This window comes from cf. Phormidesmis sp. LEGE 11477 (assembly GCF_015207105.1).
In the GTDB taxonomy this organism is placed as follows: Bacteria; Cyanobacteriota; Cyanobacteriia; order Phormidesmidales; family Phormidesmidaceae; genus Phormidesmis.
In genome coordinates this window covers 1-25,666 of sequence record NZ_JADEXO010000024.1, presented here as the reverse complement: position 1 = coordinate 25,666, position 25,666 = coordinate 1, and the positions used below count along the sequence as shown (strand labels likewise).

The window sequence follows — 25,666 nt, the reverse complement described above, 5'->3', positions numbered from 1 at the left end:
AACGATAAGAAAACGACATAAATACAAACAAATAAGTGATAACGCTTCATAGTCAGCAAAACCATTTTGTATCTTTTGTCACAGTGCTTGATTGACTTAATTTATACAAAGAGGATACCAGTATTTAGATTTTCAGCTTCGTCCCTGCTAACGGGTGAAAATCTATAGTGCCAGCCATTTTCTATCTTAAAGTCAGTGTGATTGTACGGGAATAGTTTCTACTTTGCCCTAACTAGTTTATCCGACTTGATGAAAGATTTGGGGATTGCGATCGCATACCTCTATTGATACAACACCACTTTTATCCCTACCCCCTTTCGAGATACTGTGACAGGCTTAGGTCTGGAGATAGATAATTCTCTCTAGTTTTATTCTCTCTTCTGATTGTTGTAAAAGCGATAGCAGCCTAAATAAACGCTGCTCAGCGGACATAAGAATAAGAATAAGGCTCAATTATTCACTGATTGGTCACTATTCACCTATGGCTACAGGTAAAAACAATTACTCTTGAAATAATTGCTCTTGGAATGTTTTTGGAATATTTTGCCTGTCGTGTTTGTCCTAAGTTAAAAAATAGGAAGTTATTGGCATGCAGATTCAAACCGAATCGAAAGTTCCCGTTAAAGCGGGAGATGTTGTTTACCTGCGGCATATGAGCGGAGCCTATCTATCGGACGTATTTCCGAAGCCGGACGATGCCAAACGACGCAACTGGCCCCGGCTCGGCTTTGAAAGCAAGGCTAAGGTGAAGCTTCAAGGTGATGCTGTAGACGGGGCGACAGTTCAAATTGTAGGACTAGAGCCCGCTATTGGAGAAGAGCGAGTTTTAGGGGCCTGGCGTGATTCTCGTTCTTGTTATTACGGAAAGAAAGACTACAACGCTAAAAAACAAGGCTGGAGAGTTACAAAAAGAGAAATTGAAGAAGGCGACAAACAGATTTACTATGGCGATGCGTTTTATCTGACTAACGATCACTACGATCAGCGGCTGTCAAGAGATACGCGCTATGAAGGCTATGTCACCACCGTACCTCGCGCTAATGAGTGGTGGTTTATAGAATCTGATGATTATCAGGTGACCGGAGAACCTAATACAGAAGCCGTATTTTTACAAAAACTATTCAATCCGACCGCTGAGGAATTTAGCCTAGCTAACATGGCCTACTTAGGCTATTGCGCTAATATGGCCTATCAAAAGTCAGAGCCTTGCCAAGGGTTATTAAGTGCTTTGGGCTTTACCTTCGATGAAAAGAACAATCAAGAGTTTTTCTTTCGATCTAGTGATACCAACGGTGAAACGGACGCGGAAGGATTTATTGTTGGCGATGATGAAAAGATAATCTTGGCTTTTCGCGGTACTGAAAACCTTACGGACTGGCTTACTAACATCGAGCTTGACAAAGATGCTTGGCCCACTGATAAGCCTATAGGCAACGCTCATAGTGGGTTCTATCGATCGCTGCGCTCGGTTTGGCCCAGAATTATCAAGTCGTTGGACAAGCTCAATACTCACAATCAGCCGATTTGGATTACGGGCCATAGCTTAGGCGGTGCGCTCGCAGCCCTAGCCTGTGCCACGTTGCGGCTGCAAGAAGGTAAGAAGTACAACGTCATGGGGGCCTATACGTTTGGTCAGCCTCGGGTGGGCGATCGCAAGCTGGCCCAAGCCTTTGATGCTGACTTCAAAGCTCGATTCTTTCGAGTGATTAACGACAACGATTCCGTACCGCGCGTCCCTCACATCTGGTACGAGCATATGGGGACGCTGGTGTATTGGGATGCTGATGGGAACCTGCACAAAGACGGTCAAATGTCCGCCTGGGACCGCATCGCTAATTTTGGCAAGTCTCTGACCCGGCTCGATTTAGATAACGTTGGCGACCATCGGATGGGAGATTACTTGCTCTCAGCGATGCGTCTGTTAGTCGATTCTCCCACTGTTCCCTTACCCGATCCAGACGAGTCAGATGACATCGAATATCAGTCATCTGCTAATAACACCACCAGAACTCTCACAATTTCATCTGCCGATTCCCAGTCAGATTCCCCCGAGGACACTATGCCTAAAACCCAGCCTAAAACTCAGCCTAAAGCTCAAAACAAACTCAAAATACAGCCCGTTGGCGGCTCTACTGACGCCACGGATTTTGACCTTTTGGCCGACCATCGAACGCCTGGGGCAAAGATCGTGGCCCTGCGAGTTGCGGCCTGTTGGGCGGTGGATGGTTTGGGCGTTGCCTACCAGGACTCCGTCACTGTCCCGAATGCTGATGTTGACTCTGGCAGGCTTGGCGACACCCCCAGAGTATTCTTTATCGACGACGACGACTATTTAACCAAAGTAACAGGGACTTGGGGACTACAAACCCAGAATCATTCGGTACCCGTCATTATCAGTTTGCAATTTCATACCCGCAACGGTGTGTCCTCTGAAGTATTTGGGGGAGAGAGTAAACACAGACAGACCAAGATCACGCCTTTCTCGCTAGAAGCGGGTGGAGAAGAAATCATAGGATTTTGTGGCGCTTATGGTGCGACTCAAGACCGGAACCGCAACATATTGATGATTCGATTAGGTGCTTATGCCAAACCTGCCGCACAGCCACAGCCTGTGCTTTCTTTTAATGGGAAAGACAGCTATGTAAGTATTGGCCGTAGCGCCTCACTAGACTATCAGGAGCCGGACGATACGCTCACTCTAGAATGCTGGACAAAACTATCGGCATATAAAAAGAGCGTTGTTTTTGCTAAGCAGTACAATCCGATTCAATCACCAGGAACTCCCCCTGTTGACTTAGAAGCGATCCACTATGGGCTGTTGATTGACGCAGAGAAGAAAATTCCTCAGTTTATTTACTCTACTGACGCTGGCAAGAATCAGATTATTCAGTCGTGGGATAGCGCGGTGATTGAGCTGGGCGAATGGTATCACCTGGCAGTTGTTCTAGATAGTCAGCAGGTGGAACTGTATGTGAATGGTGAGTCGGTTGGCAAAGAGAAGTTGAAAGGTGCGATCGCTCCTCCAGTTAATGCTGAGCTGCTGCTTGGCAAACGCTATCCAAACGAAGACCATTTTGCTGGCGAACTCGCTGACTTCCGATTCTGGAACACCGCCCGCAGCGCCGATCAAATTAAGACAAATATGTCGCGTCGTTTGGCGTATGTAAACCGCAAAGAACCCGCTCTGATGGGCTACTGGATGCTGAATCGAGGATCTGAATCCACCGCTTGCGATTCTACAGTGTATGACCGCTACGGCGTTATGCGCGGCGTAAGCTGGGCAATCAGCGACGATTTGCCGGTGAAAGTGCCCACACCTAAAGAGAAAATTTCCTACGCTGAAAACAGCAACATCGCTCAGTTTGACCCAGATAAAACGCTCCCGGCTGAACTCCAGAGCACCACGCGCTGGCTGCTGAACTTTCACCAAGCCTTTAAAGGGTTAGTGGGGACACTATTGACGCTACAGATTATCGAGAGACAAGAAGATCCTCGTCCTCTTTTGCCTCACAACATGACTAAGCTTCGCCCGGATAAGATCAGCGATGAGTTTTTTGTAGAGCGCCGACTTAACGGGATTAATCCCGGCCAGCTTAGACGGGTTGAGCACCCAGACTGGCAGTATGTAGTGAACTACGACTTCAGCCAGATTGAAGTTGATCCCTTTTCCATTTTCCCTAAAACCATTGAAGCCAGGTTCTGTTTAGATGGGCGGCAGCTACGCCCCCATTCGATTGAATACACGCTGCACGGCAAAACAGAGTCTGAGAAATACACGCCAGTAAGCGGTGATTGGGAAAGGGCAAAAGAGATTTTCCGCTGTGCTGAAATGGTTCACCATGAGAGTCGATCTCATCTGGGTAGAACCCATCTCAACGTTGACCAGTATGCTGTCGCGTATTACCGCAACGTGATCAACAATCCGATTAGAAAGCTGATGGAGCCTCACTTTGAAGGGGTGCTGAACATCAACCAGCGGGGCGGTACTAACATCATTGGCTACAAAAGCGTGAATGGAAAGCCTATAGATGGCATGATTCCAGAGACCTCAGCGATTAGCCTAGATGGACTATATACGCTGCTAAAAGAAGAGATTAGCGGCCTCACCTATCGGGATTGGACCCCTGAGCAAGACTGCATGCCAGATACAGTGGAAAATAATCACTTTGACCCGGCTGCGATCGCCATGTGGAAAGTCATCCAAGACTACGTCGACAGCTTCTTTACCAAGAACAAAGCAGGCATCAAACAACACTGGTCAGAAATTGAAGGGATGTCTGACGATCTGAGTAGTCATTCTGTGCTTAAGAAGGAACTAGGGACGCTGGACATTAAAACAGTGGACGATCTCAAGCAAATGTGTACCTATTTGATATATACCAGCAGCTTCTACCACTCTTGGGTAAACAACAAGCAGTATGACGACTGTGGAGATGTTGAGTACGGCTCTATGGGCCTGTGGGAAGCCGTTAATCCCAAGGATAATATGGGTGAATTTGTAGGACAGATGGCGCGAAAGTCTAAGCAGGCAAGCGTGCTATGGAACCTCTCTGTTGTTCGCTACAACCTGGTAATGGACATGGGGCCGACTGAGCTGAAAAAAGCAGTCTGGGAACAACGCGACTCAATTGAACCAGGACTCCCGCTCGATCGACTGCTGATGAGCATCAGCATATAGCACCCTCATTTGGGCTGCCGAACGGTAGGTAGCCCCTTTAAAACGCCACTGCCCTTTAACACAAGTGAGAGAAGTATCATGCCTGCAAAAGCCCAAGCTACGGCCATAAAATTTGGTGATAAATTCTACTTGAGGCACAAAAACGGTCAGCACCTAGTTGCTGCAGACAAAGGAAGATATAGCTGGCCTCAGCTAGACAACACGGGGAAAATAGAACTCCAACTCAGAGGAAAAACTGGCAATCTTACGAGTGGAGATACTGTAAAAATTGTTTCTTCAGAAAAGAGTTTAGGAAGCAAGAATGTATTGGGTGCTTTTCCTGACAGTCATAACTGCTATTACTGGAAAGACGGCTACGATGCTGCCAAACAAGGCTGGCAGATTCGTAAAATTTCTGGTGGAGGTGCGATTCACTACGGAGATCAGGTGTCTATCACCAATAGTCATTACGACCAGCAAAAACTGTCTGCCGACACCCGCAATCACGGGTACATAACCACCGAAAAAGGAACTTCAGATATCTGGATTATTGAAAGTCCCCACCCCATGAAAGCAGTAGGAACACCTCTTGCATCCACTCCAGCAGCGTCGGTATCCAACGCCAAGAAACCAGCTCCAGTCACCAGCAACCCGTCTGTAAAACCAGAGACAGTCTCTGCGAAGCCGCCTTCTACTAAGCAACCCTCTAGCCAAGCCCCTGCATCTGCCGATCCTAAGACGCAGTTTGTTTACGCGCCTAATGCGCCAACTTTTGATCAAACTCAATCGCTGCCAGAAAGTGTTGCGCCCAGTCTAAGATGGAACTTCAACTTCTATCTCAGTGGCATTGGCTTACAGGTCATTAACCCGCTTCTGACACTGCCTAATCCAGAGGCCGATCAGTTTGAATTAAATGCTGTTAGCTACTTGCAGCCCAACCTCACTCGCCTGCATCCCGATAAGTTTAGCGACGAGTTTTTTGTGGAGCGCCGTTTGAATGGGTTTCATCCCGGCCAGATGAAGCGAGTAGACGATCACCCCTGGCAGTACATTATCCGCTATGAGTTTAAGGATGTCAGCATTGACGAAAACGGCATTTTGCCTCAGTACATTGAAGCGCGGTTCTGTTTAGACAATCAACAGCTAACCCCTCATTCAATTGAGTATTTGCTGTATGGAGAAACTGAAAAGCAAACTCGACATCCTAAAAAGCAAGATCGTGAATGGGAATGGGCCAAAAAACTATTCCGCTGCGCTGAGTTTGTGGCTCATGAGCTACATGCTCATTTGGGGGCTACCCATCTAAACATGGATCAGTATGCGATGGCGTATTTCCGCAATGTAAAAGACAATCCGATTAAGGCGCTGCTCGAACCGCACTTTGAGAGTTTGCTGAAAATTGATCAAGATGGATTGACCATGTTGATGGGAGATGAGAAGAGTGAAGGCATTGTCCCTAGACTAACGGTGATTAATTTTAAAGATAGCGATCGCCTGCTGTTAGAAACCCTAAAAACCCAGACCTACCGTAACTGGACGCCTCGGCAGCAGACCATGCCTGACTACGTCGAAAATAATCACTTTGACCCGGCTGCGATCGCCATGTGGACGCTTTTGACCGGCTACGTTAAGGATTTCTTTGACGAACATGAAGCCGACATTCAAGAGCACTGGTCAGAGATTGAGGAAATGTCGAAAGATCTAAGCGCTCACTCTGTTCTAAAACCAGAGCTAGGCACGTTGGATATCAAAACGATGTCAGATCTTAGAGAGCTGTGCGTCTATGTCATCTATATCTGCACGTTCCAACATTCATGGGTAAACAACAAACAGTATGAAGACGGCGGCGATGTGGAATACGCCACCCTGGGCATGTGGAAAGAAAACAATCCTGAGGTGGCGGCCAAAAATGCCGACCAAGTAATTACGCTATGGAATCTAACTACGGTGAAATACAACCCCATTATGACCTCTGAGGCCATCAAGCTCAAAACAGCCCTATGGCAGCACCGCGAAGCAATCCAGCCCGGCATTCCAGTTGATACCATCTTGATGAGTATCAGTGTCTAGACGACTGTGAGCTATCGCGAGCTGCCGATCAGGACAAATGGTGGCAAGGTTCATTCTGAAGGTGGACTCAAGCACAGACCAAACGAACGGCCAGTCGGAGGGTTCGATTGCTCGGAGCGTCATCTTCTAGCAGGAACAATGTTCGCCTTTTGTTCCCAAGTGGCTTTGAGCGTGTCTAGAAAGGCGAAGACAGGCGGCGTCTGTAGCGCGTCAGCGAGGGTGATAACACCAATTACTCTTTGCAGAGGAACGGGTAGTTCACAAACAGCAACGTCTTTGGGAATGGGTTCGGCGGCGAGTCTAGCGATGATGGTGGCTCCTAGACCTCGGCGAACCATACTGACTACGGTTGAATCTTCTTTGACTTCGTAGGCAGGGGCGATAGTCTGACCGTGTCTTAGCAAATACTGATCGACGTTATAGCGACAGCCGTCTTCTGGCATCGGCAGGATTAAGGGTAGCTTTTTCAGCGTTTCCCAATCGAGCGGCTGTTGGGTAGTCGGTGCTTTTGCCTTTGGCAGCAGGGCGACGTAGTCATCGCGAAATAGCTCCCAGGCGTCAAAAGCATCACTCACAGGCAGATAGGTAAAGCCAATATCGGCTTCGCCTCGGCGTAGAATTTCTTCTGCGCCGCGTACGTCGTTACCTTCGCCGATTGAGACGCTGATGCCAGGGTAAAGCCTTCTAAACTCTTCGATCACAACAGGCAGCACGTGAGTTGCGACGCTACGAAAGCCGACGACTCGAACCAGTCCAGCTTGCAAACCCTTTGCATCTTGAGCTTTTCGCCCAATAATTTTGAGATGAGAAAGCATCGTCTTGGCTTCGTGGGTGATCTGCTGTCCCACAGGCGTGAGTACCGCGCCCTGACGACCACGACTGAGCAAACTAACGCCGAGTTCTTCTTCTAGCGTGGCGATCGCATGACTCACCGCCGACTGCGAAAGATCTAGCTGAGAGGCAGCATCACTAAAGGTGCCAGTGCGCGCGATCGCCACCAGTGCCCGCAGCTGAGACAGCTTGATTCGATTGACATTGATCTCCGCCATAGATTCTCAAACGACCGAGCATTTACCCTATCTTAAGCCAGGAAAACTATTACTACTTGAGAACACCTTTTGCGTGGACTTTCTTAGGTTGAAACGCGATCAATCTCAGTACTTAACTGAAGACTTAATTGAAGCGTTCTTTATGCCTGCCTAGCCAGTTTTGAATGTCTGAATTCACCTGGTCTGGAATTTCCCAGGGGAACAGGTGGGCGGTGTTTGGATAGCAGTGAGATTCGCAGTTTGGCAAAGCTTGAGCCGTTTCTAGGCTGGATTTTGCGGTGATGTGACGATCGCATTCTCCGCATAGCATCAGCACTGGGATTTGCAATGCCTTGATATCGGGCAAGCGATTGTAGCCAGCTCGAATAGACTGGTTTAGAGCGGTGGTGGCATGGCGACTGGTGCGTAGCGTAGCGGGTGCGCCTGCCTTAGCTAGGTACGAGTACGCTGTGGGCGTGTGGTTGCAGATTAAATATCGGAAAAGAGACTGCTTGCCGAGGGCGATCGCACCTTTCCACCCTGGGACTACCCAGTTCACAAGTCCTGCAATGCCAGTCATCACATTGTCTTGCAGTGAGATCGGCGGATGCGATCCTCTAGGTCTTGCTGCTGTTCCGATCAGCACCAATCCCTGCACGACATCAGATCGACGCAGCGCTAGCTCCATTGCCAAAATTCCACCCAGAGACCAGCCCAACACCAGACACTCTTTAATTCCGTATCGGGCCAGCAGTTCTTCTAGATCGTCTAGATGCCTGATCATCTCGAAAGGATATGCCGTTTTACTGTGGCCATACCCCCGCAGGTCTGGTGCATAGGTCCGAAATCCCAACGCGGCCAAAGTATCAGTAAAGACACTCATGGCCGCGCCGCTACCGGGATGACCGTGCAAACAGAGGACAGGATAGCCGGTAATAGAACCTTGAGTTTTAGTATGTAATCGCATCGATCCGGTGGTTGCAGCCTATGACTACATTAATTAGCTGGTAGGATCAGCTGGTAGCCTCAGCCGGACTAGCCCCTTTGACTTGGCCATCGCCATCCACATCCGCAGGCTCAAACGCGAGCGCTACCCCATTCATGCAATAGCGTTTGCCCGTAGGTTTGGGGCCATCGTTGAATACATGACCTAGATGGGCATCACAGACAGCGCAAACAGTCTCTGTGCGAATCATAAAATGGCTAAAGTCTTTTTTGTTCAACACATTTTCGGATTGGCTAGGCGCATAGAAGCTCGGCCAGCCTGTGCCAGAATCAAACTTGGTCGTTGAGGTAAATAGCTCTGCACCACAGCACACGCAGCTATAAATGCCTTCAGTTTTGTTGTTGTTCAGTGGGCTAGTAAAGGCTCGCTCGGTACCCGCCTTGCGCGTGACCTGATAGGCTTCAGGGGTAAGTTGCTCTTTCCATTCTTCATCTGTTTTAACGACCTTATCTGGCATAGTGTCTACTCCTTGGTTTATTCCTTGTATGGGCGGTCGCTTTGATCCTAACGTATTCGTTAGCAGAGTAGTATTTAGGGAAAGTCATACTTACGGATGATTTTCAATTGCATTAATAGACGATAGGAGACAACTAACAGTGATAGATGATGCCAAAGTCAAAGCTGAAAATGTGATCGGTGGCCCTTTAGAAAGTTGTTGTACTTCCCCAATGACTGGATTCTACCGGGATGGCAGTTGCCACACTGGCCCACAAGATAGAGGCGTTCACGTTGTCTGCGCCCAGCTTACTGACGCCTTTTTGCGCTATACCAAGGCACAGGGCAATGATCTGAGCGCACCGCAGCCTTTATACAATTTTCCAGGACTAAAGCCAGGAGATAAGTGGTGCCTGTGCGCGGCCCGCTGGAAAGAAGCCATGGATGATGGCGTCGCTCCACCTGTTGTATTAGCCTCTACGCACAAAGCAGCCCTACAGCATGTCAGCCTAGAGGATCTAAAAGCGCATTCAGTTTGAAGACTTGTGTTCAGACTCTTCCAATCAAAGTCTTCAGACCCTCGCGTTCAAAGAACATACGCCTAGTAGCACTGCCGATTGCAACAATACGTTCTTGACCTGCAATTCCTTACGATAAAAGCTATAGCTTTGGCCGAATTTCTAATCGGACCCAAACGCTAGCAGCCAGAGATCTGGTTGGGATATTCTGACTAGCAGCTCAGTGAATTCTCGTCAGTATTTTTTGCAGGTATAAGGCTCTTATTATGTTTGGTCAAAATCATTATACAAATAGCGCGATCGCACTTTCGACGGCGCTGACTTTGGGCGTATCGGTCACCCTGCCGGCGGCGGCTCAGTCACGCTTTATGGATGTTGATAGCAGCTATTGGGCCAATCCCTATGTACAGGCGCTCACTGCAGCCGAAATTATCAGCGGCTTTCCAGACAGCACCTTTCGCCCAGATCAAGAGATGACGAGGGCTCAGTTTGCCGCGATCGTTAGCGGTGGCTTTCCCAAAGACGCGGTGAGAGAGTCCGTTAACTTCAGCGATGTGCCTGCCGATCACTGGGCGGCTGATGCGATCGCTTCGGCCTACAGCAGCGGATTTCTCAGCGGCTATCCAGACGGCAGCTTTGGGCTCAATCAGCCAATCACCAGACTAGAAGTATTGCTCTCCCTAGTGAGCGGGTTAGGCATTGATACGATTAACTCAGATATCTCAGCCCTGCAAGCGTTTGCGGATAGTGAAGAAATTCCTGGCTGGGCCGTCGAGGCGATCGCAGCGGCCACGACCAGCGATCTAGTGATCAACTATCCCAACGTGCGCCAGCTTAATCCATCACGCAATGCTACTAGAGCAGAAATTGCCGCGATCGCCTATCAGGCGCTAGTCAACGAAGGTAGAGCCAGCGCGATCGCCTCTCCGTATTTGCCTGATACCTCTGTGCCGATTGTCACCGATCCAGCAGAAGACGATTTCACCTCGCTGGTAGCTTCTCTTGGCAGCGCCGATGCCGATGTTCGCAAAGCCGCTGCCGACCAGCTGGCGGCTGAAGGTGCAAAAGCCGTGCCGGATCTGGCGATCGCGCTCCAGTCTGACGATACTCAAACGCAAGAAGCCGCCGCCTACGCCCTCAACGAAATTGGCGCTGAAGCCGAAGCGGCTACCCCAACGCTTCTAGAAGTCCTGCGTGACGACGACGAACTGGTTCGCGCCCTGGCGACTAGCACTTTGGCTCAAGTCGGCCTCGATCAGGGCGTACTAATCAATCTACTGACGGCTTCTATTACTAACGAATCGGGCCTAGTCAAAGACATTGCCGCTGACGCCTTAGTTGAGATTGGTGGCGATGCTGTCCCGGCCCTAGGCAACTTGCTCCAGAATGAAGCCATTAACGCTCTCACCAAACAGACCGCCGCCACGCTAATCGGTGATATCAACCAGGCTAACCAGATCGATGATCTGGTTCTCCAGTCCGCAATTCCCATCTTGACCAACACTCTAAACGACGGCGACAGTGACGTTCGTCGTGCTGCTGCCTCTGCTTTAGGAGACTTTGGCCCGCTAGCCGATGCCGCGATTCCTGCTCTAGCCTCCGCGTTCACTGGCGAAGAGCCGGACGTCAGTAAGACCATTGCCGCTAGCCTGACTAAGATCGGTCAGCAGTCGGTGCCGGGCTTGACTGAGGCGCTCAATAGCGAGAATGCGTTGACTAGACTGTACGCCGCCGACGCACTGTGGACCTTGACTGAAGACAGCAGCCTGATTTTACCGACGCTGGTCTCCACTCTCTCCGATGGCAGCGTCGAAACCCGCGAGCTAGCGGCGCTGGGCCTCACTTATCTGGGTCGACAGGCCAGTCCGGCCCTTCCCGATCTGCGTGGCCTACTAGGCGATGATAATGACCGCATTGTCGATATCGCTCAGCTAGCTCTGCTAATCTTAGGGAATAGAAACGAACCTGCGCCAGATCTAGGATTCCTAAGAACAGACGCGGATCAGGTGGATTCAGTGCCTGCGATCGCCGAGGTAGTCGGTCGACTGTGGCAAAGAAGATAAGCCCGGCTTACAATCAGCCTCTTCTAAAGTCGGCCTTTTCAATGTATCTCTGGCTTCATAGGCAGCTTCATGGGCATAAGTCTTTCTTTTGAAAAGCAGGATGCTCTAGATACCCCTGCCTTCTCCTCCGAGAGAAGGCAGGGAATAAAGGGGGCAGTATGTTAATTAACTGGAATGGTTATCTAAGTACACACACCTTATGTCCACTGGCTCATCCAAAGTCTCAATCTACGCAGCGATGGCAGCAAACGTCGCTATCGGTATCGCCAAATTTGTCGGTGCCTATATCAGTGGCAGTTCGGCAATGCTCTCAGAAGGCATCCATTCTGTTGTAGATTCTGTCAATGAAGTCCTGCTGCTGTATGGACTCAAGCAGAGTGAGACCGGACCAGATGAGCAGTATCCGCTCGGACGCAGCCAGGAACTCTATTTTTGGTCACTGATGGTGGCAGTGCTGATCTTTGCGCTAGGCGGTGGCGTGTCGGTTTTTCAGGGAATACGTGGCCTGCAATCTACAGAAGTTTCTAGCGATCCCATTGTTAGCTATTGTGTGCTTGGAGCGGCAGCGGTCTTTGAAGGAGCAGCTTTGACGGTCTCCATTAGAGAGTTTAAAAAAGCCCAGTCTAATGCGGACATCGGTCTGTGGAAGGCAATTCGCCAGAGTAAAGATCCCAGCTCTTTTATTGTGATTGTAGAAGACTCGGCGGCGCTAGTAGGTCTGCTAGTAGCCTTTACGGGTGTGTGGCTGAGCGAGACGACTGGGGATCCAATGTATGATGCGATCGCCTCGATTGCCATCGGCGGACTATTGACCGTAGTAGCCACCGCGCTTGTCGCTAAAACCAAGGGCTTGCTCGTCGGCGAAAGCGCTTCGCTAGAAACTCGTGAAAGCATTAGAACAATTGTGCGCTCAGACGATGCCGTCTCCGATTCTGAAGCCCCAATTACCCTACACTTAGGGCCAAAAGACATCATGCTGGCACTCAACATCGAGTTTCGAGACGAGCTTTCAGCCGACGAAATTGAAGCTGCTGTCAGAAGAATCGAGAAGACAATCAGAGGAACGCACACCGAAGTCAAGCGAATCTTTATCGAAGCGGCCTCAGTTGATTAGCGCTTGCGATGAGAAACCCTATTGCCACAGCGGAATTGAAATGATGAACTGGGTGCTTTGCCCTGGCTCAGAGCTGACTGAAAGCGTCCCTTTGTGCTTTTCGGTCACGATTTGATAGCTAATCGAGAGTCCCATCCCGGTGCCTTTCCCAACTGGCTTTGTAGTAAAGAAGGGATCAAAAATTCGAGCTCGCACCGTTTCAGGGATGCCTGGGCCATTGTCCGAGATGGTGATCACTGCTTGATCTTGGTGCAGCCGGGTCGAAATCTTGATTCTTGGCGTACTTGTTTGACCTAGCGCATCGATTGCGTTGGCTAAAAGGTTCATCACCACCTGGTTGATCTGGCTGGGATAGCACTCTACTAAGTGAGTGAGCTGGTAGTCTTTAATAATTTCAATACCTTCGTGTTCACCGTCTGCCTTAATTTTGTGGGCCAAGATCACTAACGTACTGTCAAGTCCTTGATGCAGATCTACCGCTTTGACCTCAGCTTCGTCTAGACGAGAGAAATTACGCAGCGATAAAACAATCTCTCGAATGCGATGAGTACCTACTTTCATAGAAGAAAGCAATTTAGTGAAGTCTTGCTGAATGAAATCAAAGTCTAATTCTTCTAGCCTAGCTAATAGATCCACAGAAGGTTGCGGATACTCACGCTGGTAGAAAGAAATAATTTCTATCAGATCGGCGGCGTAAGTACAGGCAGGCTCGATATTAGCGTGGATGAAGTTTACCGGATTGTTGATCTCATGGGCAACGCCTGCAACCATCTGTCCCAAGCTAGACATTTTTTCACTCTGAACAATTTGAGCTTGAGTCCGTTTGAGTTCGCTAAGCGCGGCAGTGAGCTGTTCGGTTTGCTGAGTCTGATTTTTGCTATATGCCTCTAGCTTAAGGGTGTTTAGCTTGAGTTCCGTGATATTGGTGGTCGTTCCAACGACTCGATAGATTTGATCTGTTTCATCAGAGATAGGATTTAGTTTTGTTGACCACCAGGTAGGTTCTTCCCCAATCAAAATTTCTTCTTCGTAAGCGATAGTCTTTCTTTGATCAATACACCGCGTCAGGTTTCGAGTGACCGTCTTCCCTTGTTCTACGCCAAAGACCTCTGCGGGCGTTTTTCCTAAAACTTTGTCAGCGCACATTCCAGTTGCAGCCTCGCAAGCGGGGTTCCAGTCCGAACATCTCAACTCGCTCGGATCATTTTCGTCTACGTCCCAAGAGAAAATAGCAATACTTGTAACGCTGTATATATTATTCAGAAATTGTTCGCGATCGCGCAGTTTTGCTTCTACTAGTTTGAGCTCACTGATGTCTTGGGCAATGGTGGATATATATTTCAGCTTCCCAGAAGAATCTTTATGAGTGATGATTACTTGAGAAACTGGCATAGTCTCACCAGAAAGGGTAGTTAGCTGTTGCTCTCCTACCCAGCTACCGTGCTCAATGGCATGAGGTATGATGGTATTTTGGAAGGTTTCTGCTTGGTGAGCCGGCATCAGCATGCTGATATGTAAATCGTTAACCGGCCTCTCTTCTAGAAGCCCTATGATCTTTTGTCCCGCTTGGTTTATATATAGACAGTTACCTTCGGCGTCTGTAATTTCGACAAAATCTGGCGTGGCTTCTAGAATGTCGAGTAAGCGCTTTTGTTTTTCTTCTACCTGCTTGCGATCGCTCACATCGCGCAGACAAGCCATTAGCCGAACCTGGCCGCTCAGATAAATTCTTTGCAAGCTGACTTCTAGGCTGACTAGACTACCTTCGTAAGGACGCTTTGCAGGCCATTCAAACTCTATCTTCTCACCTGCTAACGCCCGGCTCCACAGCTCTGGCAACAAATGGACAGGGGTCTCTGGTGTTGCATACTCATGGCTGATTCTAAAGCGTAGGGCATCCGCGTAGGTAACCTTGTACAACTCCAAAAATGATTTGTTGACCCTCAAGATTTTACCGCTAGGGTCGTGAATCACAATCGACTCTTGAACATGGTCAATAATCTCGTCAGCATCTTTAGCTGCCATCTTCAGATCAGCTTCTAGCCGTTTACTCTCGCTTATGTCAGTGGCACTTAGAACAAGTTGATACACGCAGTCGGCTGTATCTTTGATCGGAGCAACCGTAACTAGCCACCATTGCTCCAGATACGGCTCTGTGGTTTGACTGAGCTCAAATCGAACAGTTTTTTTGGTTTGAACGCAGTCGGCACAGTGATTTTGATACCGGCTTACCAACTGCGTTGAGGTCACTGCAGATAGCGTTTTGCCGATGATATCAGCAGTAGGGAAAAGGCTCGATTGGGCGATCGCACTATTCAGTTTCAAGAAGCGAAAACGTTTCCCTTGCTCTAAAACCTCTAGAACTGCTCGGCCTATATAGTCATCATCCCAAAGCACTTGATAAATCGCCTGCGAATCAACCGAAGAGGCTGAAACCACCGACTCTTTGCAAGCTGATGCAATAGGAAATGTCATATATTATGCTTCGAGGAAACTTAGCTAAAATAAATATCAAGCTACTTTTATCATTCCCGACAGCGAACTCGATCAAATCAAATTAGCCCGTTCAGCCTAGATATAACGATGGCGGTGGCAGTTGATTTGTTTGCTGCTAGGTTTCGTTCTCTCTTCCCTCCTTATGCCGCTAATCACCGTTCGCCCCGAAGGTCTATATTGCGAAGCCGGAAGCTTCTATATTGACCCTTGGAAACCCGTCGATACAGCCCTGATCACTCATGCCCACGCCGATCACGCCTACACGGGCCACCAGCAGTACTATGCCACTGCTATCTCCGAAGGCATTTTGCGTCGGCGTTTGGGCAAAGACATCAATCTCAACGGTGTGAGCTATGGCGACAAGATCAAACTAGGCCAGACCTGGGTCTCATTTCACTCGGCTGGTCACGTTTTAGGGTCGGCCCAGGTCCGGGTCGAATACAAAGACGAAGTCTGGGTAGCTTCTGGCGACTATAAGCGGGGGATAGACCCCTCTTGCGATCCGTTTGAGGTCGTTGAGTGCGATACTTTTATCACAGAGGCCACCTTCGGTCTGCCCATCTATCACTGGGACAGCGGCGAAGCTACCGCCGAACAAATCTATCGCTGGTGGCAGAGCGACTTGACTCGGCCCTCTCTTCTGTTCTGCTATGCCTTTGGTAAGTCGCAAAGGGTGCTGGCCGAGCTCACCAAATTCACAGATCAACCTGTCTATCTGCACGGCGCAGTTCACAACCTGACTGAAATCTATCGAGCGGTCGGTATCGACATGGTGCCGACAGTGCCCGTATCTACCATGGAGAAAGGCTACAAATTCACTGGCGATCTGATCATTGCCCCCCCTTCTGGGCATCGCTCTACCTGGATGAAAAGGTTCAAGCAGCCTCAAACCGCTTTTGCTTCCGGCTGGATGGCTGTGCGCGGCAACCGCAGACGACGTGGCTATGAGCGCGGATTTGTTCTTTCTGATCATGCTGACTGGCCTGGCTTGATTCAAACGATAGAACAAACCAAGGCTAAAACAGTGTACGTAACACACGGACAAAATGACGTGCTAGCAAGATACTTGAATGAGAAGAAATCTGTGGAGGCTAGCCCTTTAGAAACGTTGTTTGAAGGGGAAAGGGATAGCCTAGACGTGTGATTAGCAGGTGGCTTAGGAAGTGTTCTTTAGCTGCTATGTTCTTTACTAGAAGTGCTTTTGCAAGTACTTTTACTAGGCATGCTTTCCGTGGAAATAGGAATATCAATTAAGAACGTTGTTCCTTTCCCTGGCGTAGAGTGGCAGTGTAACTTCCCTTGGTGCTTTTGTACTATTATATCGTGGCTGATAGAGAGTCCAAGGCCGGTGCCTTCCCCAACTGGCTTGGTTGTGTAAAACGGATCGAAGATGCGGCCTTGAACCTCTGGCGGCATACCCGGCCCATTATCGGCGATCTCAATCGTGATCACATTCGGCGTCAGCATGGCGGTTTGAATACTGATCTGGGGATGTTCTACCGATTTGAGCGCGGCGATCGCATTGGCTAAAATATTCATAAAAACCTGGTTGAGCTGACCTGGCAGACACTCGACTAACGGCAGATCGTCATAGGTTTTTACAACCTTAATCTCTTTCATTTGAGAAGACAAAATCAGTAAGGTACTGTCAAGACCTTCTCTAATGTCAGCAAATTTTTTCTCTGATTCATCTAGACGAGCAAAATTTCGTAAAGAAACGACAATGTCTTTGATCCGCTGCGTACCTAACCTCAGCGATCCGATCAGCCTCTTAAAATCTTCCGTAATAAATCCTAGGTCAAATTCATCGAGCTCATCTTGAATCACATCAGTCGGCACAGGATATTCCGACTGATACAACGCAATGAGATCTAACAGCCGCTCGACGTAGTTTTGAGCTGGCCCTAGGTTGCCATAGACAAAGTTGATCGGGTTATTGATTTCGTGAGCAACGCCTGCAACTAGCTGCCCCAGGCTCGCCATCTTTTCCTCTTGAATGAGCTGAGCCTGGGCTTGTTTTAGGTTGCTAAGCGCATCTTCAAGCTCTGCAGTTCGCTCTGCTACGCGGTACTCTAATATTTCATTTTGCTTCGCTAGCCGCTTCTCTGTTCTTTTGATTTTCAGCAAATTGGCGTAGGCAGAGGCATGGCATCGCAACCTAGCGACAAACTCAATGGGCTCAGGAATTTTGACTAGATAGTCGCTTGCACCCTTACTAAAGGCGGCTGCCTTGATGCCACTATCTTCTTGAGACGAGAGCACAATCACCGGAATAGAACAGGTTTTTGGCTCGGTGCGAAAAGCCTCAACCATAACCAATCCATCAGTTTCTGGCATAGTTAGGTCTTGCAAAATCACCGCTGGCCGAATGTCAATAGCAACAGCTAGCGCCTGGTTTGCCTGACGACAGTAAACAAGCTGCATGTCTTTTTCATCGACTAATAGCGCTTCAAGGCACTCAGCCACCATAGGCTGATCGTCTACTAGTAATATTTTGATCGGTGGGCTATCGACAGCTAGGTGGTTTCTTACAGTTGACGCATCTGCCTCAGCAGCAAAGAAGGTGTTTTGTTTGGTGGCTGAGACGAGATTGATAGATACTTGCATAAGCCAGTTGTATACGCAGATATAGAGATACTTTTGTAGCTGACTATGGCAGCATCAGAGAATTTGATTAGAACAGAGTGGAGCATCACTATGTTAGTGTGACGCTCATCACTAAGGCATTGTGGAAGGCACGAGTTTGTTAGATGTTTTTAGGTTGCCGAACTTAAAGAAACGATTGAGAGGTTGACCAAAAGTTAACCGAAAGTTTATAGAGCAGTCTTTGAGAGAGTTAGAGAAAGATTCAGACATCCGAGATAATGCTGAGCTAGAGCAGGCCGAAACAGACTAGGAGGTCAAACGGTGGGGGCTCAAATAGAGAGTGTAGGCAACTTGGGTGAGGAGCCTAGTTACCCAGACAAATTACCTCGCTAACATTGTGCCCACAGAAAAGCATTCCCGTCGGAACGGTCTAGGGGTGTGTCTAGAAGTGCATCTATCTAAAGGTGCTTCTATAGGTAGATGACAAAGAATTCCACTGATCTTATCTTGACAGATGGTTTCCTACAGGAAAGCAACCGTACAAGAGCAGAGCATGACCTTAGTTTTTTCACTTGTAGGTGGGCTGCTAATAGCAGTGGTTGTGCAGCTTGCGTTTGCTAATTTAGGTCTAGCGCTGGGACTGACGCTGCTCGACTTTTCTCCTGGCAGTTCATCATCAGATACAGCAGATCAAACTGAGACTAGTCAAGCTGAGAGCAGCGAAGAGAAGGCCGCTGAGCTGGGATCTGTCAAACCGCAAGCTACTGAGGATAGCTTGTCGCTGCCAATTACGCACCTGTTGGGATTTGGCGTGGCAATCGGGCTGTCGGCAGTTATTTTTGTGGGCACGCTACTAGCTGTAGAATTTAGCGCTCTAGCGGAACCCCGCCGGGGCATCATTTTTGGGCTTGTTTTTTGGTCGACCTATTGGCTGCTGTTTATTTGGCTGTGCTCTACGACAATTACAGGCATCACAGATTCTTTGATCGGTGGTGCGATCGCCAGTGGCAGGCAGCTAGTTTCCACAGTCAAACAGTCAATCATCCAGTCCGACAGCCCATCTGATAGCCCATTCAACAGCGCGGCAGAACAACAGACTGCCATCGAAGAACTAGCAGCAGAAATTTCCGAGCTTGCTAGAACCCAAGCGGCAATTCCTCAGCTACTGTCCAGCCAGCAGGGCGAAATTCTATCTCAAATCAACGCCGTCATCGAAGAAAAATTAGAAGAAGGTGTAAATAAAGGCAAAGCAGATCAACCTCCTATAGCTGAAGGAGAGTCAAACCAGCAATCGAGTCTGCAGTCGCTATCTGAGCCCAGTAGAACCTCTGAACCTAGTAGAACCGAAGTCACCGTCACCGAAACCAGTCAACCCTCAGCGCCCAAAGTCACTGTATCAACCACATCGCCTAGTCTACTCTCACAGCTTTCTTTACCTAGCTGGCAGCAAATTGCCAAAAGCGTCATCAACGAGGTAGACCTATCAGATTGGGACGTCGAAACGCTGATACAGCAGCTTTCTGAAGACTGGTCAAACGCTGACCTATCGAAAACAGACCCGCCAGCAGCAAAATACGCAGCGAGTCGAATAGTAGGCGCTACGACTGCACTCTTACCAGATACCGTCCGCCAAACAGCATCCTCAGAGTCGTCATTAAGCTCTTCAGCAGACGAGAACAACAGCACAGATTTCTCTGCTGACCGTCTACCTACGGAGCATTTGTCTGAAGAGTATTCGTCTAAAAAGCACTTATCTGAAGAGCACTTATCTGAAGAGCATTCGCTTACAGAACACGTACCTACTAAGCAGTCACCTACCGAGCAATTACCTACTAGTCATCTGTCGACAGATCACAGTTCAGCTATCCAAACTATTCAAACCAAACTAGAAGACTACTGCCGATATACTAACCTCAGCCTACTAACCCCTCAGAAGCTTTCTGAGAAAGTCTGCTCCCAGCTACAAGAGCACGACTTATCAGCAGAGCAAATTTCTAACAGCTATCAAAAGCTCAACATTGCTAGGATAGAGACCGTACTGCTAAATCGACAGAAGCTCTCTTTGGAGGATGAACAACAGCTTATACAGGCGCTGAAGCTAGCGTGGCCTTCAGAACTTTTGAGTACAGAACCAGAAGCAGAACAAGAAACAGATCAACAGACATCAGACATAAAAGACAGCCAATCTGAGCTATCTATTCATTCGGTTGCTGACAAAGCTTATCAGACTGTAGAGCAGCACTTGCAGACAGTAGATTGGAACGCTTCTTTAGAAGATATCAAGCCTGAAGTCGGTAAGTTGCTAGATCAGTTAGAGAACGAAGGATCGCTCAGCGCTATCGACTGGTCAGAGCTGTTCTCACGAGTTCAAATTCATCATGATATGAAAGAAGAGCTTGCAGAGTGGCTAAGAGCAACCTTAGATAGCAAACTTCAATCGACTCGTCCAGCGATTGTCCATACAGTCAAAGATCTTTCGCATTACTTTTCTGACCAGGTCACTGACTATTTAAAGAATAGAGACAAGTCCGAATTGCAGCCAGCAGAAGCAACCAAAGCGCTCAGCCAGATAGTTAGCCAAACAGTAAGTAGTGCGATCGCATCTCTTCCGCACCCTTCCCACCTTCCCAAACTCAGCGACCTATCCGACCACAATATTCCCTTTGATCAAGAGCTGTGGGACCAGGCCCGGTGGCAACAGGCATTAGAGAGTCGCCAAGATATGACTGAGGCGGAAATTCATCGCATCATAGAGTGGGGTGAGCAAGCTTGGCAGCCCAAAGCCAAACAGATCAGCCAGTGGCTACAGGCAGTGCAAACTGAAGCAAGTAAGTACCTGAGCCTACCGGATAAAGAATTGCTAGAGAATGCAGGTAAAGAAATCGATGAACAAATTACCAGTACGCAAGCGGCAGTTGCTTCCCAGGTGACAGCCGTCAAGGAAGAAGTACAGTCACAAGTGACTCACGTCAAGGAAGAAATACAATCGCAGGTAGACAGCGGTCGCAGGCAGATTGCGATCGCGGCTTGGTGGCTCTTCATCGCCTTTGTCTGGTCAGGTAGCGCCGCCGCTGGAGCAGGCTGGCTAGCGACAAATTACTAACGTTCGCCCAAGAAGCTGAAGGTTTTGATAGATTTGAAGCAGTTTCCTGTGGTTATCTGTGACTCCTATGGCAGAATCTGGCGAAGAGAAAGAAAGCTTTGTAAGCAAGCTGGGCAGCTTACAATCAGGTTCCGGTCCAGCAGCTGAACAGAAGAGGCTCTCCTATTCAGGGCCGCGATCCTAGAGAGCTCGCTTTTGATATTGTGGGCCGTTCATCACTCGAAGAGGGCGAACAGCCACCGATATTAGAACTTCAGGTCTTTACAGACTACTCAGTTGTGACTGTCACTAACGAGGGCTTTGTGGATGATGCGATCGCCGCCAAAAGAGACAGGCTAGAGTTTGAGAAAGTTGACGAGCAGCGTTGGCAGATTGTCTGGGCAGGTGACCAGCAAAGATGTCGCAGAGGCCGCGATCTAGAAGAGTGGACTACGCAGCTATGTCCTTAGCGATTAATCGCTATTGAGCTTGGGCTGTTAACCCTGGGCTATCAGTCATAAACATGCTCTCGACTGTCGTATCGTCGAATGAACCTGCTCTAATAGCTCTGATCTAGTCAATTTGCTTTAAGATTCGATTGACATAGTCTTGACTAATTCGCTCTTGTTCCAATCGGCGCTTGTTCATGGCTAGCTTCAGATACAGCGCCTGTTCTTCGGCCCGCAGGTTTAGCGATGTCTCAACTGTTGCTTTCCTATCAGGCACTTCGAAATCTCGAAACGTCTGGTATGTTTTAAGATCCATCAGTATTGACTGAGTTTGGGGAAAGTGAGTTCTTACTTGAGAGAGGATGTCGAATCCTGCCGAATCCAGGTCTCCCCAGTAGAAAATTCGACAAGATAGCAGCCAATTCGCTAGCTTTAAGCGGTTGACAGCGTAGCCTGCTCCCAAAATAGCGATGCCATCAGCTAGGGCAGGCAGCGTCAGAAATGGCATCATATTTTCAGTGATGAAGCACCGAGGGGAGCCTAGCTGCAGCTTAGCAAAGGCCGATATGGCTAGACTAAAGTCTGCCACTGGAAAGCCATACTTCTGCTGAAGCAGCGGATCGAGAATTCGTAGGCGCACCAGCGGCTCGCTATATCGCAAAGAAAAGCGCCTTTCAAAAGTGTGCTTCTCACCTTCGACAGTGCCCAGTTTTTCATCTGGCAAGATCGCCTCTAACAGGCTGCTAAGGATGCCTTTGCGTTCTTCTATAAACTTTGTATGGACCACGATAGGCAGCTCTCGAATGTATAGATAAGGCTGCGGATTTTGCTGAAAGTACTGGCAAACCCTAATTAGATCTGGCCAGTCACCATGATAGGCAACGACTTTGAGTGGATAGTGCCCAACCCATGAGCTCAAGCCTGGGGTAGTTGATTGGATCAAAGCTATGTCAGATTGGAAGTGGGCAAAAGCGCACTCTTGGTCAATGAGCTGTAGATAATCTGTTTCATTCTCAATGAAAATTTTCTGCGGGAGAGATTGTAGACCGTATTTACGAGTATTTTTTGGTTCTAGTCGCACTGTGTAGCCAAATCCCTTTTTTGCCTTTGAGCTATTGATCAGCTCGGTAACTGATGCCTGTAATTCCGGGTAGGTTTTGGGGATACTGCCTACTGGCAAATCAAATGGGAAAAAGCTCTCTTCGAGTACGGTAGCGCGCAGAAAAGCTTTGTACTGTTTCTGAGCTTTTTCCCTGATCTTTTCAGGACTAATCACGATTCTAAAGCTGTTGACTTACGATGCTTTTGTTGGAAAGCCTCGATCGAAACGGACATCACTTTAGAGTAGTCACCTGCGGGAGAGTTGGAAACAAAATGAAGGGTGTCAATGTACGATTCGATCACGTTGATTTTGTCTTTAGGCGTGATCACTAGTAGCTGAAGATTCAGGTTCTTGAACAGCTCCATGGCATAGCGGGCATTGCTATCGTCAGAACGGCTGAAGGCTTCATCGATGACAACAAAGCGGAACGATCTATCTTCAATCGGATAGGCACCGTTAAAGCCATTCGCGTCGGTTTGAGTCAGGCCGAACTGGTAGGCGATCGCACTGGCCAAGATCGTATAGGCTAGCTTTACCTTCTGCCCGCCAGACTTGCCCGAGGAATCGGTATGGTGCTCTTTTTCCACATCGTCTTCGCGGTAGCGCTCACTGACTGAAAAATCTAGCCAGTTACGGACATCGGTCACCAGCTTTGTCCAACGATCTGATGCTTTGAATCGTTCGATTAGCTGCGTGCGTATCCGTTGAAAGCGCTCTTCTTGATCTTCTGGAGACTGCCGGGCGACATCGCCCAAACAAGATCTTAGGCTTTCTTTAAAGTCTCGAATCTCACGGTGCTTGGTCTTGGCGCAGCACAGCTCGATATAGGTAGCGTCCGTATAGGCAATTTGTCTGAGCGACTCGTTTAGATCGTGGATGGCTAGTTCAATTTCTTCTTCCTGCTTTTCTAGATCGCTTTTGAACATAGAGATGGCAATAATCACCTTCTCATTCATCAGCTGCTTAAATCGCTTTTCGTGTTTGGGCAAATCATCTTTGGCGATCTGCTGCTGTAGCTTCAGGTAGTCCGGCAGGTCCTCGTAGCTGCTGCCAAATTCTAACGTTTCTTCTCGATAAGCTTCCTTGAACCTAATCAAACAGCGGACAATTTCGTTTTTGATCGTATCTCTTTTTTGCTCTCTAGATCTAAGCTGCGCCTGCAAAGAGTCTTTCATCGCCGATTCATCCTCGGCAATCGTCTCTAGCGTGAGCTCATAGGTTTTCAGCTTTTTAGCATGGCTTTTTTCGAAAGCGCTAAGCTCATCAGACGCAGCGGCTTTCAGTAGCCTTTCACACTGCGTTTGCGCCTTTAGATTATCTTGCTGATAGCTTTCAAAAGTACCTATCGCCTGCAGCGCTAGGTCGCGACTGACGCTGATTTTGACTATTTCTGACTGAGTCGTTTCTAGCTGAGCTTCTAGCTGTTTGAGCTTATTAGAGCTTGCTTCTAGCTTTTGCTTTTGCTTGACTAGTACTTGCTGATCGCGCTCCCCACTTTCCCAATCAATTTCGGCAAAGTCGGCAAAGCGCATAAAATCTTGCAGCCAGGATCTTTGCTGCTCTCTGTGTGATCGCGCCTGTTCTAATCCATCGATCTCTTTGTCGATCTTAGCCAACTGCTGGGTGACAGCTTTTAAGTCGGCTTCCAAGGCTTTGATCTTGTCAGCATTGTCCCATCCCAAAATGTAGCGGCTGCGCTGATTGAGCCGAAAGCTGTCATCTTTTTCATGCCGCCCCTGTCCATGCTTGATTAGCCCAGCTTTAGTAATGGCTCGCTTTTCTCGCTGAAACTGTTCAATGTCGTCGCAGCAAACATAGTTAAACTGCTGGGTGAGGCGCGATCGCAGCCATTCAAAAAATACGTCGTCCTGTTTAACCTGAACTTTGCCAGGAATCTGACTCGGATCTAGCGATCGCTGCGTAGGATTGGGAGCAGTCGCCGTCACCTTGTAGTACACCAGGCGACCGCGCAAGTCGGTTTTGTTCACATAGGCGTTCACTGCCCGGTAGTGCGCTTCAGGCACTAGCAAACATAGACCAAAGCTCCTTAGCAGCCGCTCAATTGCCCCTTCCCAGGCTTTTTCTTCCAATCGCACCTGCAACAGCTCGCCAGTAAAGGGCAGGTCAGAGTCTGCTAGGTTCAGCGACTGAAGTAGGCGATCGCGAATATCTAGATTTTGCTTTGGAATCTGGCTTTTGCGGCTGCGTAGTGAAACCAATTCGGCCTCTAACTGGTCTCGCTCTTGCTTTAGCCTGGCCTGCGTCAGCTTCAGCTCGTCTCGCTGAGCTGTGATGGCAGCGAGCGCTGCTTCGATCTCTTGTGCTAGCGCATTGCCCTGCTCTCTACCGGCATAAAAATCATCACGGTTCGAGTGACTGGCTAGGTCTAATTGTTTGGCAAGCCGATCATACTGCTGAGCCGAGTGCCGCTTTTGATCAATCTCTTTTTGAACCTGTTCTATCTGTTGTTTGAGCGCCTGCAATTGCTGACCGACGCTGTCATTTTGGATAGCAAATTCTAGCTCTTTTGCTTGCTGGCGCAGGGTGGTAAGCGTGCGATCGCAGCTGTCTTTTTGGTTTGTTGATCGAGCTAAATCTTCTTGAATCTGCTGCAAGCGCGTCTGCAAGCGCGTCAGCTTCTGCGCGGCAAAGAAAGCGGGGGTTACAGCAATCGATCGCTCTAGTACGGATAGCTCTCGCTCTATCTTTTGCAGCTTGGCCGACTCTTTGGTCAGCGGCATCAGCACTTCTAGCTGCTCGCGGGCCTTCTGAATTGAGTTGTGAGAGATGGTCAGATTCTCGTAGCTGCCGACTAGACCGTCAATTTTCTCTCGCATATCGACGGTTTCTAGCATGTGGTCGCGCACAAAGTTATTGAGACCATCAATTTGCTTGATACTCACCGTCTGATTAAACAAATCGAGCGCTTTTTCTGAAGCTAGGCCAAAGCGCTTACGAAACTGCTGAGTATACCTAGAAAAATTATCAAAGATTTCAACATCGTTTGCCTTTAGAACCCGCTTTAGCTGAGAAATTTCTCGACACTCAGCTAAGTTCTCC

15 protein-coding genes are annotated in these 25,666 nt (G+C 48.6%); 8 read left to right on the top strand and 7 right to left on the bottom strand.

Features of this window, described 5'->3' with window-relative positions:
* The first annotated feature begins 589 nt into the window (after positions 1-589).
* Both IQ256_RS09350 and IQ256_RS09345 read left to right on the top strand, forming a co-directional pair.
* Entirely contained in the window at positions 590-4,678 is a 4,089-nt protein-coding gene (locus IQ256_RS09350) for a LamG-like jellyroll fold domain-containing protein (RefSeq protein ID WP_193855274.1), read from the top strand.
* A gap of 78 nt (positions 4,679-4,756) precedes the next feature.
* Complete coding sequence (locus tag IQ256_RS09345) at positions 4,757-6,727, top strand: lipoxygenase family protein (protein WP_193855273.1); 1,971 nt, start codon at positions 4,757-4,759, stop codon at positions 6,725-6,727.
* A 119-nt stretch (positions 6,728-6,846) separates the two neighbouring features.
* Here the strand turns inward: IQ256_RS09345 and IQ256_RS09340 are convergent, their stop codons facing one another.
* The 3 genes from IQ256_RS09340 to msrB all read right to left on the bottom strand — a co-directional run bounded on the left by IQ256_RS09340 (position 6,847) and on the right by msrB (position 9,218).
* Positions 6,847-7,776: a LysR family transcriptional regulator gene (locus tag IQ256_RS09340; RefSeq protein WP_193855272.1), complete on the bottom strand. Its 930-nt coding sequence runs from the start codon at positions 7,774-7,776 to the stop codon at positions 6,847-6,849.
* Between the two features lie 124 nt (positions 7,777-7,900).
* Positions 7,901-8,722 carry an alpha/beta hydrolase gene (locus IQ256_RS09335; protein WP_193855271.1) on the bottom strand — a complete coding sequence of 274 codons (822 nt, stop codon included), beginning with the start codon at positions 8,720-8,722 and terminating at the stop codon, positions 7,901-7,903.
* 46 nt (positions 8,723-8,768) lie between these two features.
* Positions 8,769-9,218: a peptide-methionine (R)-S-oxide reductase MsrB gene (gene msrB, locus IQ256_RS09330; RefSeq protein ID WP_193855270.1), complete on the bottom strand. Its 450-nt coding sequence runs from the start codon at positions 9,216-9,218 to the stop codon at positions 8,769-8,771.
* A gap of 142 nt (positions 9,219-9,360) precedes the next feature.
* On the opposite strand from msrB, the gene IQ256_RS09325 reads away from it, so the two are divergent.
* From IQ256_RS09325 to IQ256_RS09315, 3 genes are all read left to right on the top strand, one after another.
* Entirely contained in the window at positions 9,361-9,735 is a 375-nt protein-coding gene (locus IQ256_RS09325) for a DUF2237 family protein (RefSeq protein ID WP_370623394.1), read from the top strand.
* Between the two features lie 245 nt (positions 9,736-9,980).
* A complete protein-coding gene (locus tag IQ256_RS09320; protein WP_193855268.1) occupies positions 9,981-11,777 on the top strand; it encodes an S-layer homology domain-containing protein in 1,797 nt (598 codons plus the stop codon).
* A gap of 199 nt (positions 11,778-11,976) precedes the next feature.
* Positions 11,977-12,891 (top strand): cation diffusion facilitator family transporter, encoded by a 915-nt coding sequence (locus tag IQ256_RS09315; RefSeq protein ID WP_193855267.1) that lies wholly within the window; start codon positions 11,977-11,979, stop codon positions 12,889-12,891.
* An 18-nt stretch (positions 12,892-12,909) separates the two neighbouring features.
* Here the strand turns inward: IQ256_RS09315 and IQ256_RS09310 are convergent, their stop codons facing one another.
* Complete coding sequence (locus IQ256_RS09310) at positions 12,910-15,366, bottom strand: PAS domain-containing protein (RefSeq protein ID WP_193855266.1); 2,457 nt, start codon at positions 15,364-15,366, stop codon at positions 12,910-12,912.
* Positions 15,367-15,529: 163 nt separating this feature from the next.
* On the opposite strand from IQ256_RS09310, the gene IQ256_RS09305 reads away from it, so the two are divergent.
* Positions 15,530-16,531 (top strand): ligase-associated DNA damage response exonuclease, encoded by a 1,002-nt coding sequence (locus IQ256_RS09305; RefSeq protein WP_193855265.1) that lies wholly within the window; start codon positions 15,530-15,532, stop codon positions 16,529-16,531.
* A 26-nt stretch (positions 16,532-16,557) separates the two neighbouring features.
* Here the strand turns inward: IQ256_RS09305 and IQ256_RS09300 are convergent, their stop codons facing one another.
* Positions 16,558-17,994: an ATP-binding protein gene (locus tag IQ256_RS09300; protein ID WP_193855264.1), complete on the bottom strand. Its 1,437-nt coding sequence runs from the start codon at positions 17,992-17,994 to the stop codon at positions 16,558-16,560.
* A gap of 532 nt (positions 17,995-18,526) precedes the next feature.
* Here IQ256_RS09300 and IQ256_RS09295 point away from each other — a divergent pair.
* Together IQ256_RS09295 and IQ256_RS09290 are read left to right on the top strand one after the other, a co-directional pair.
* Positions 18,527-21,076 (top strand): hypothetical protein, encoded by a 2,550-nt coding sequence (locus IQ256_RS09295; RefSeq protein ID WP_193855263.1) that lies wholly within the window; start codon positions 18,527-18,529, stop codon positions 21,074-21,076.
* 203 nt (positions 21,077-21,279) lie between these two features.
* A complete protein-coding gene (locus IQ256_RS09290; RefSeq protein WP_193855262.1) occupies positions 21,280-21,525 on the top strand; it encodes a hypothetical protein in 246 nt (81 codons plus the stop codon).
* A gap of 103 nt (positions 21,526-21,628) precedes the next feature.
* Here IQ256_RS09290 and IQ256_RS30340 read toward each other — a convergent pair whose 3' ends face one another.
* Positions 21,629-22,780, bottom strand: coding sequence for a DUF3322 and DUF2220 domain-containing protein (locus tag IQ256_RS30340; protein ID WP_193855261.1), 1,152 nt, complete (start codon positions 22,778-22,780; stop codon positions 21,629-21,631).
* Positions 22,777-25,666, bottom strand: a 2,890-nt coding sequence (locus tag IQ256_RS09280; RefSeq protein ID WP_193855260.1) for an ATP-binding protein, incomplete at its 5' end; no start/stop codon positions are given. The genes IQ256_RS30340 and IQ256_RS09280, both read right to left, overlap by 4 nt.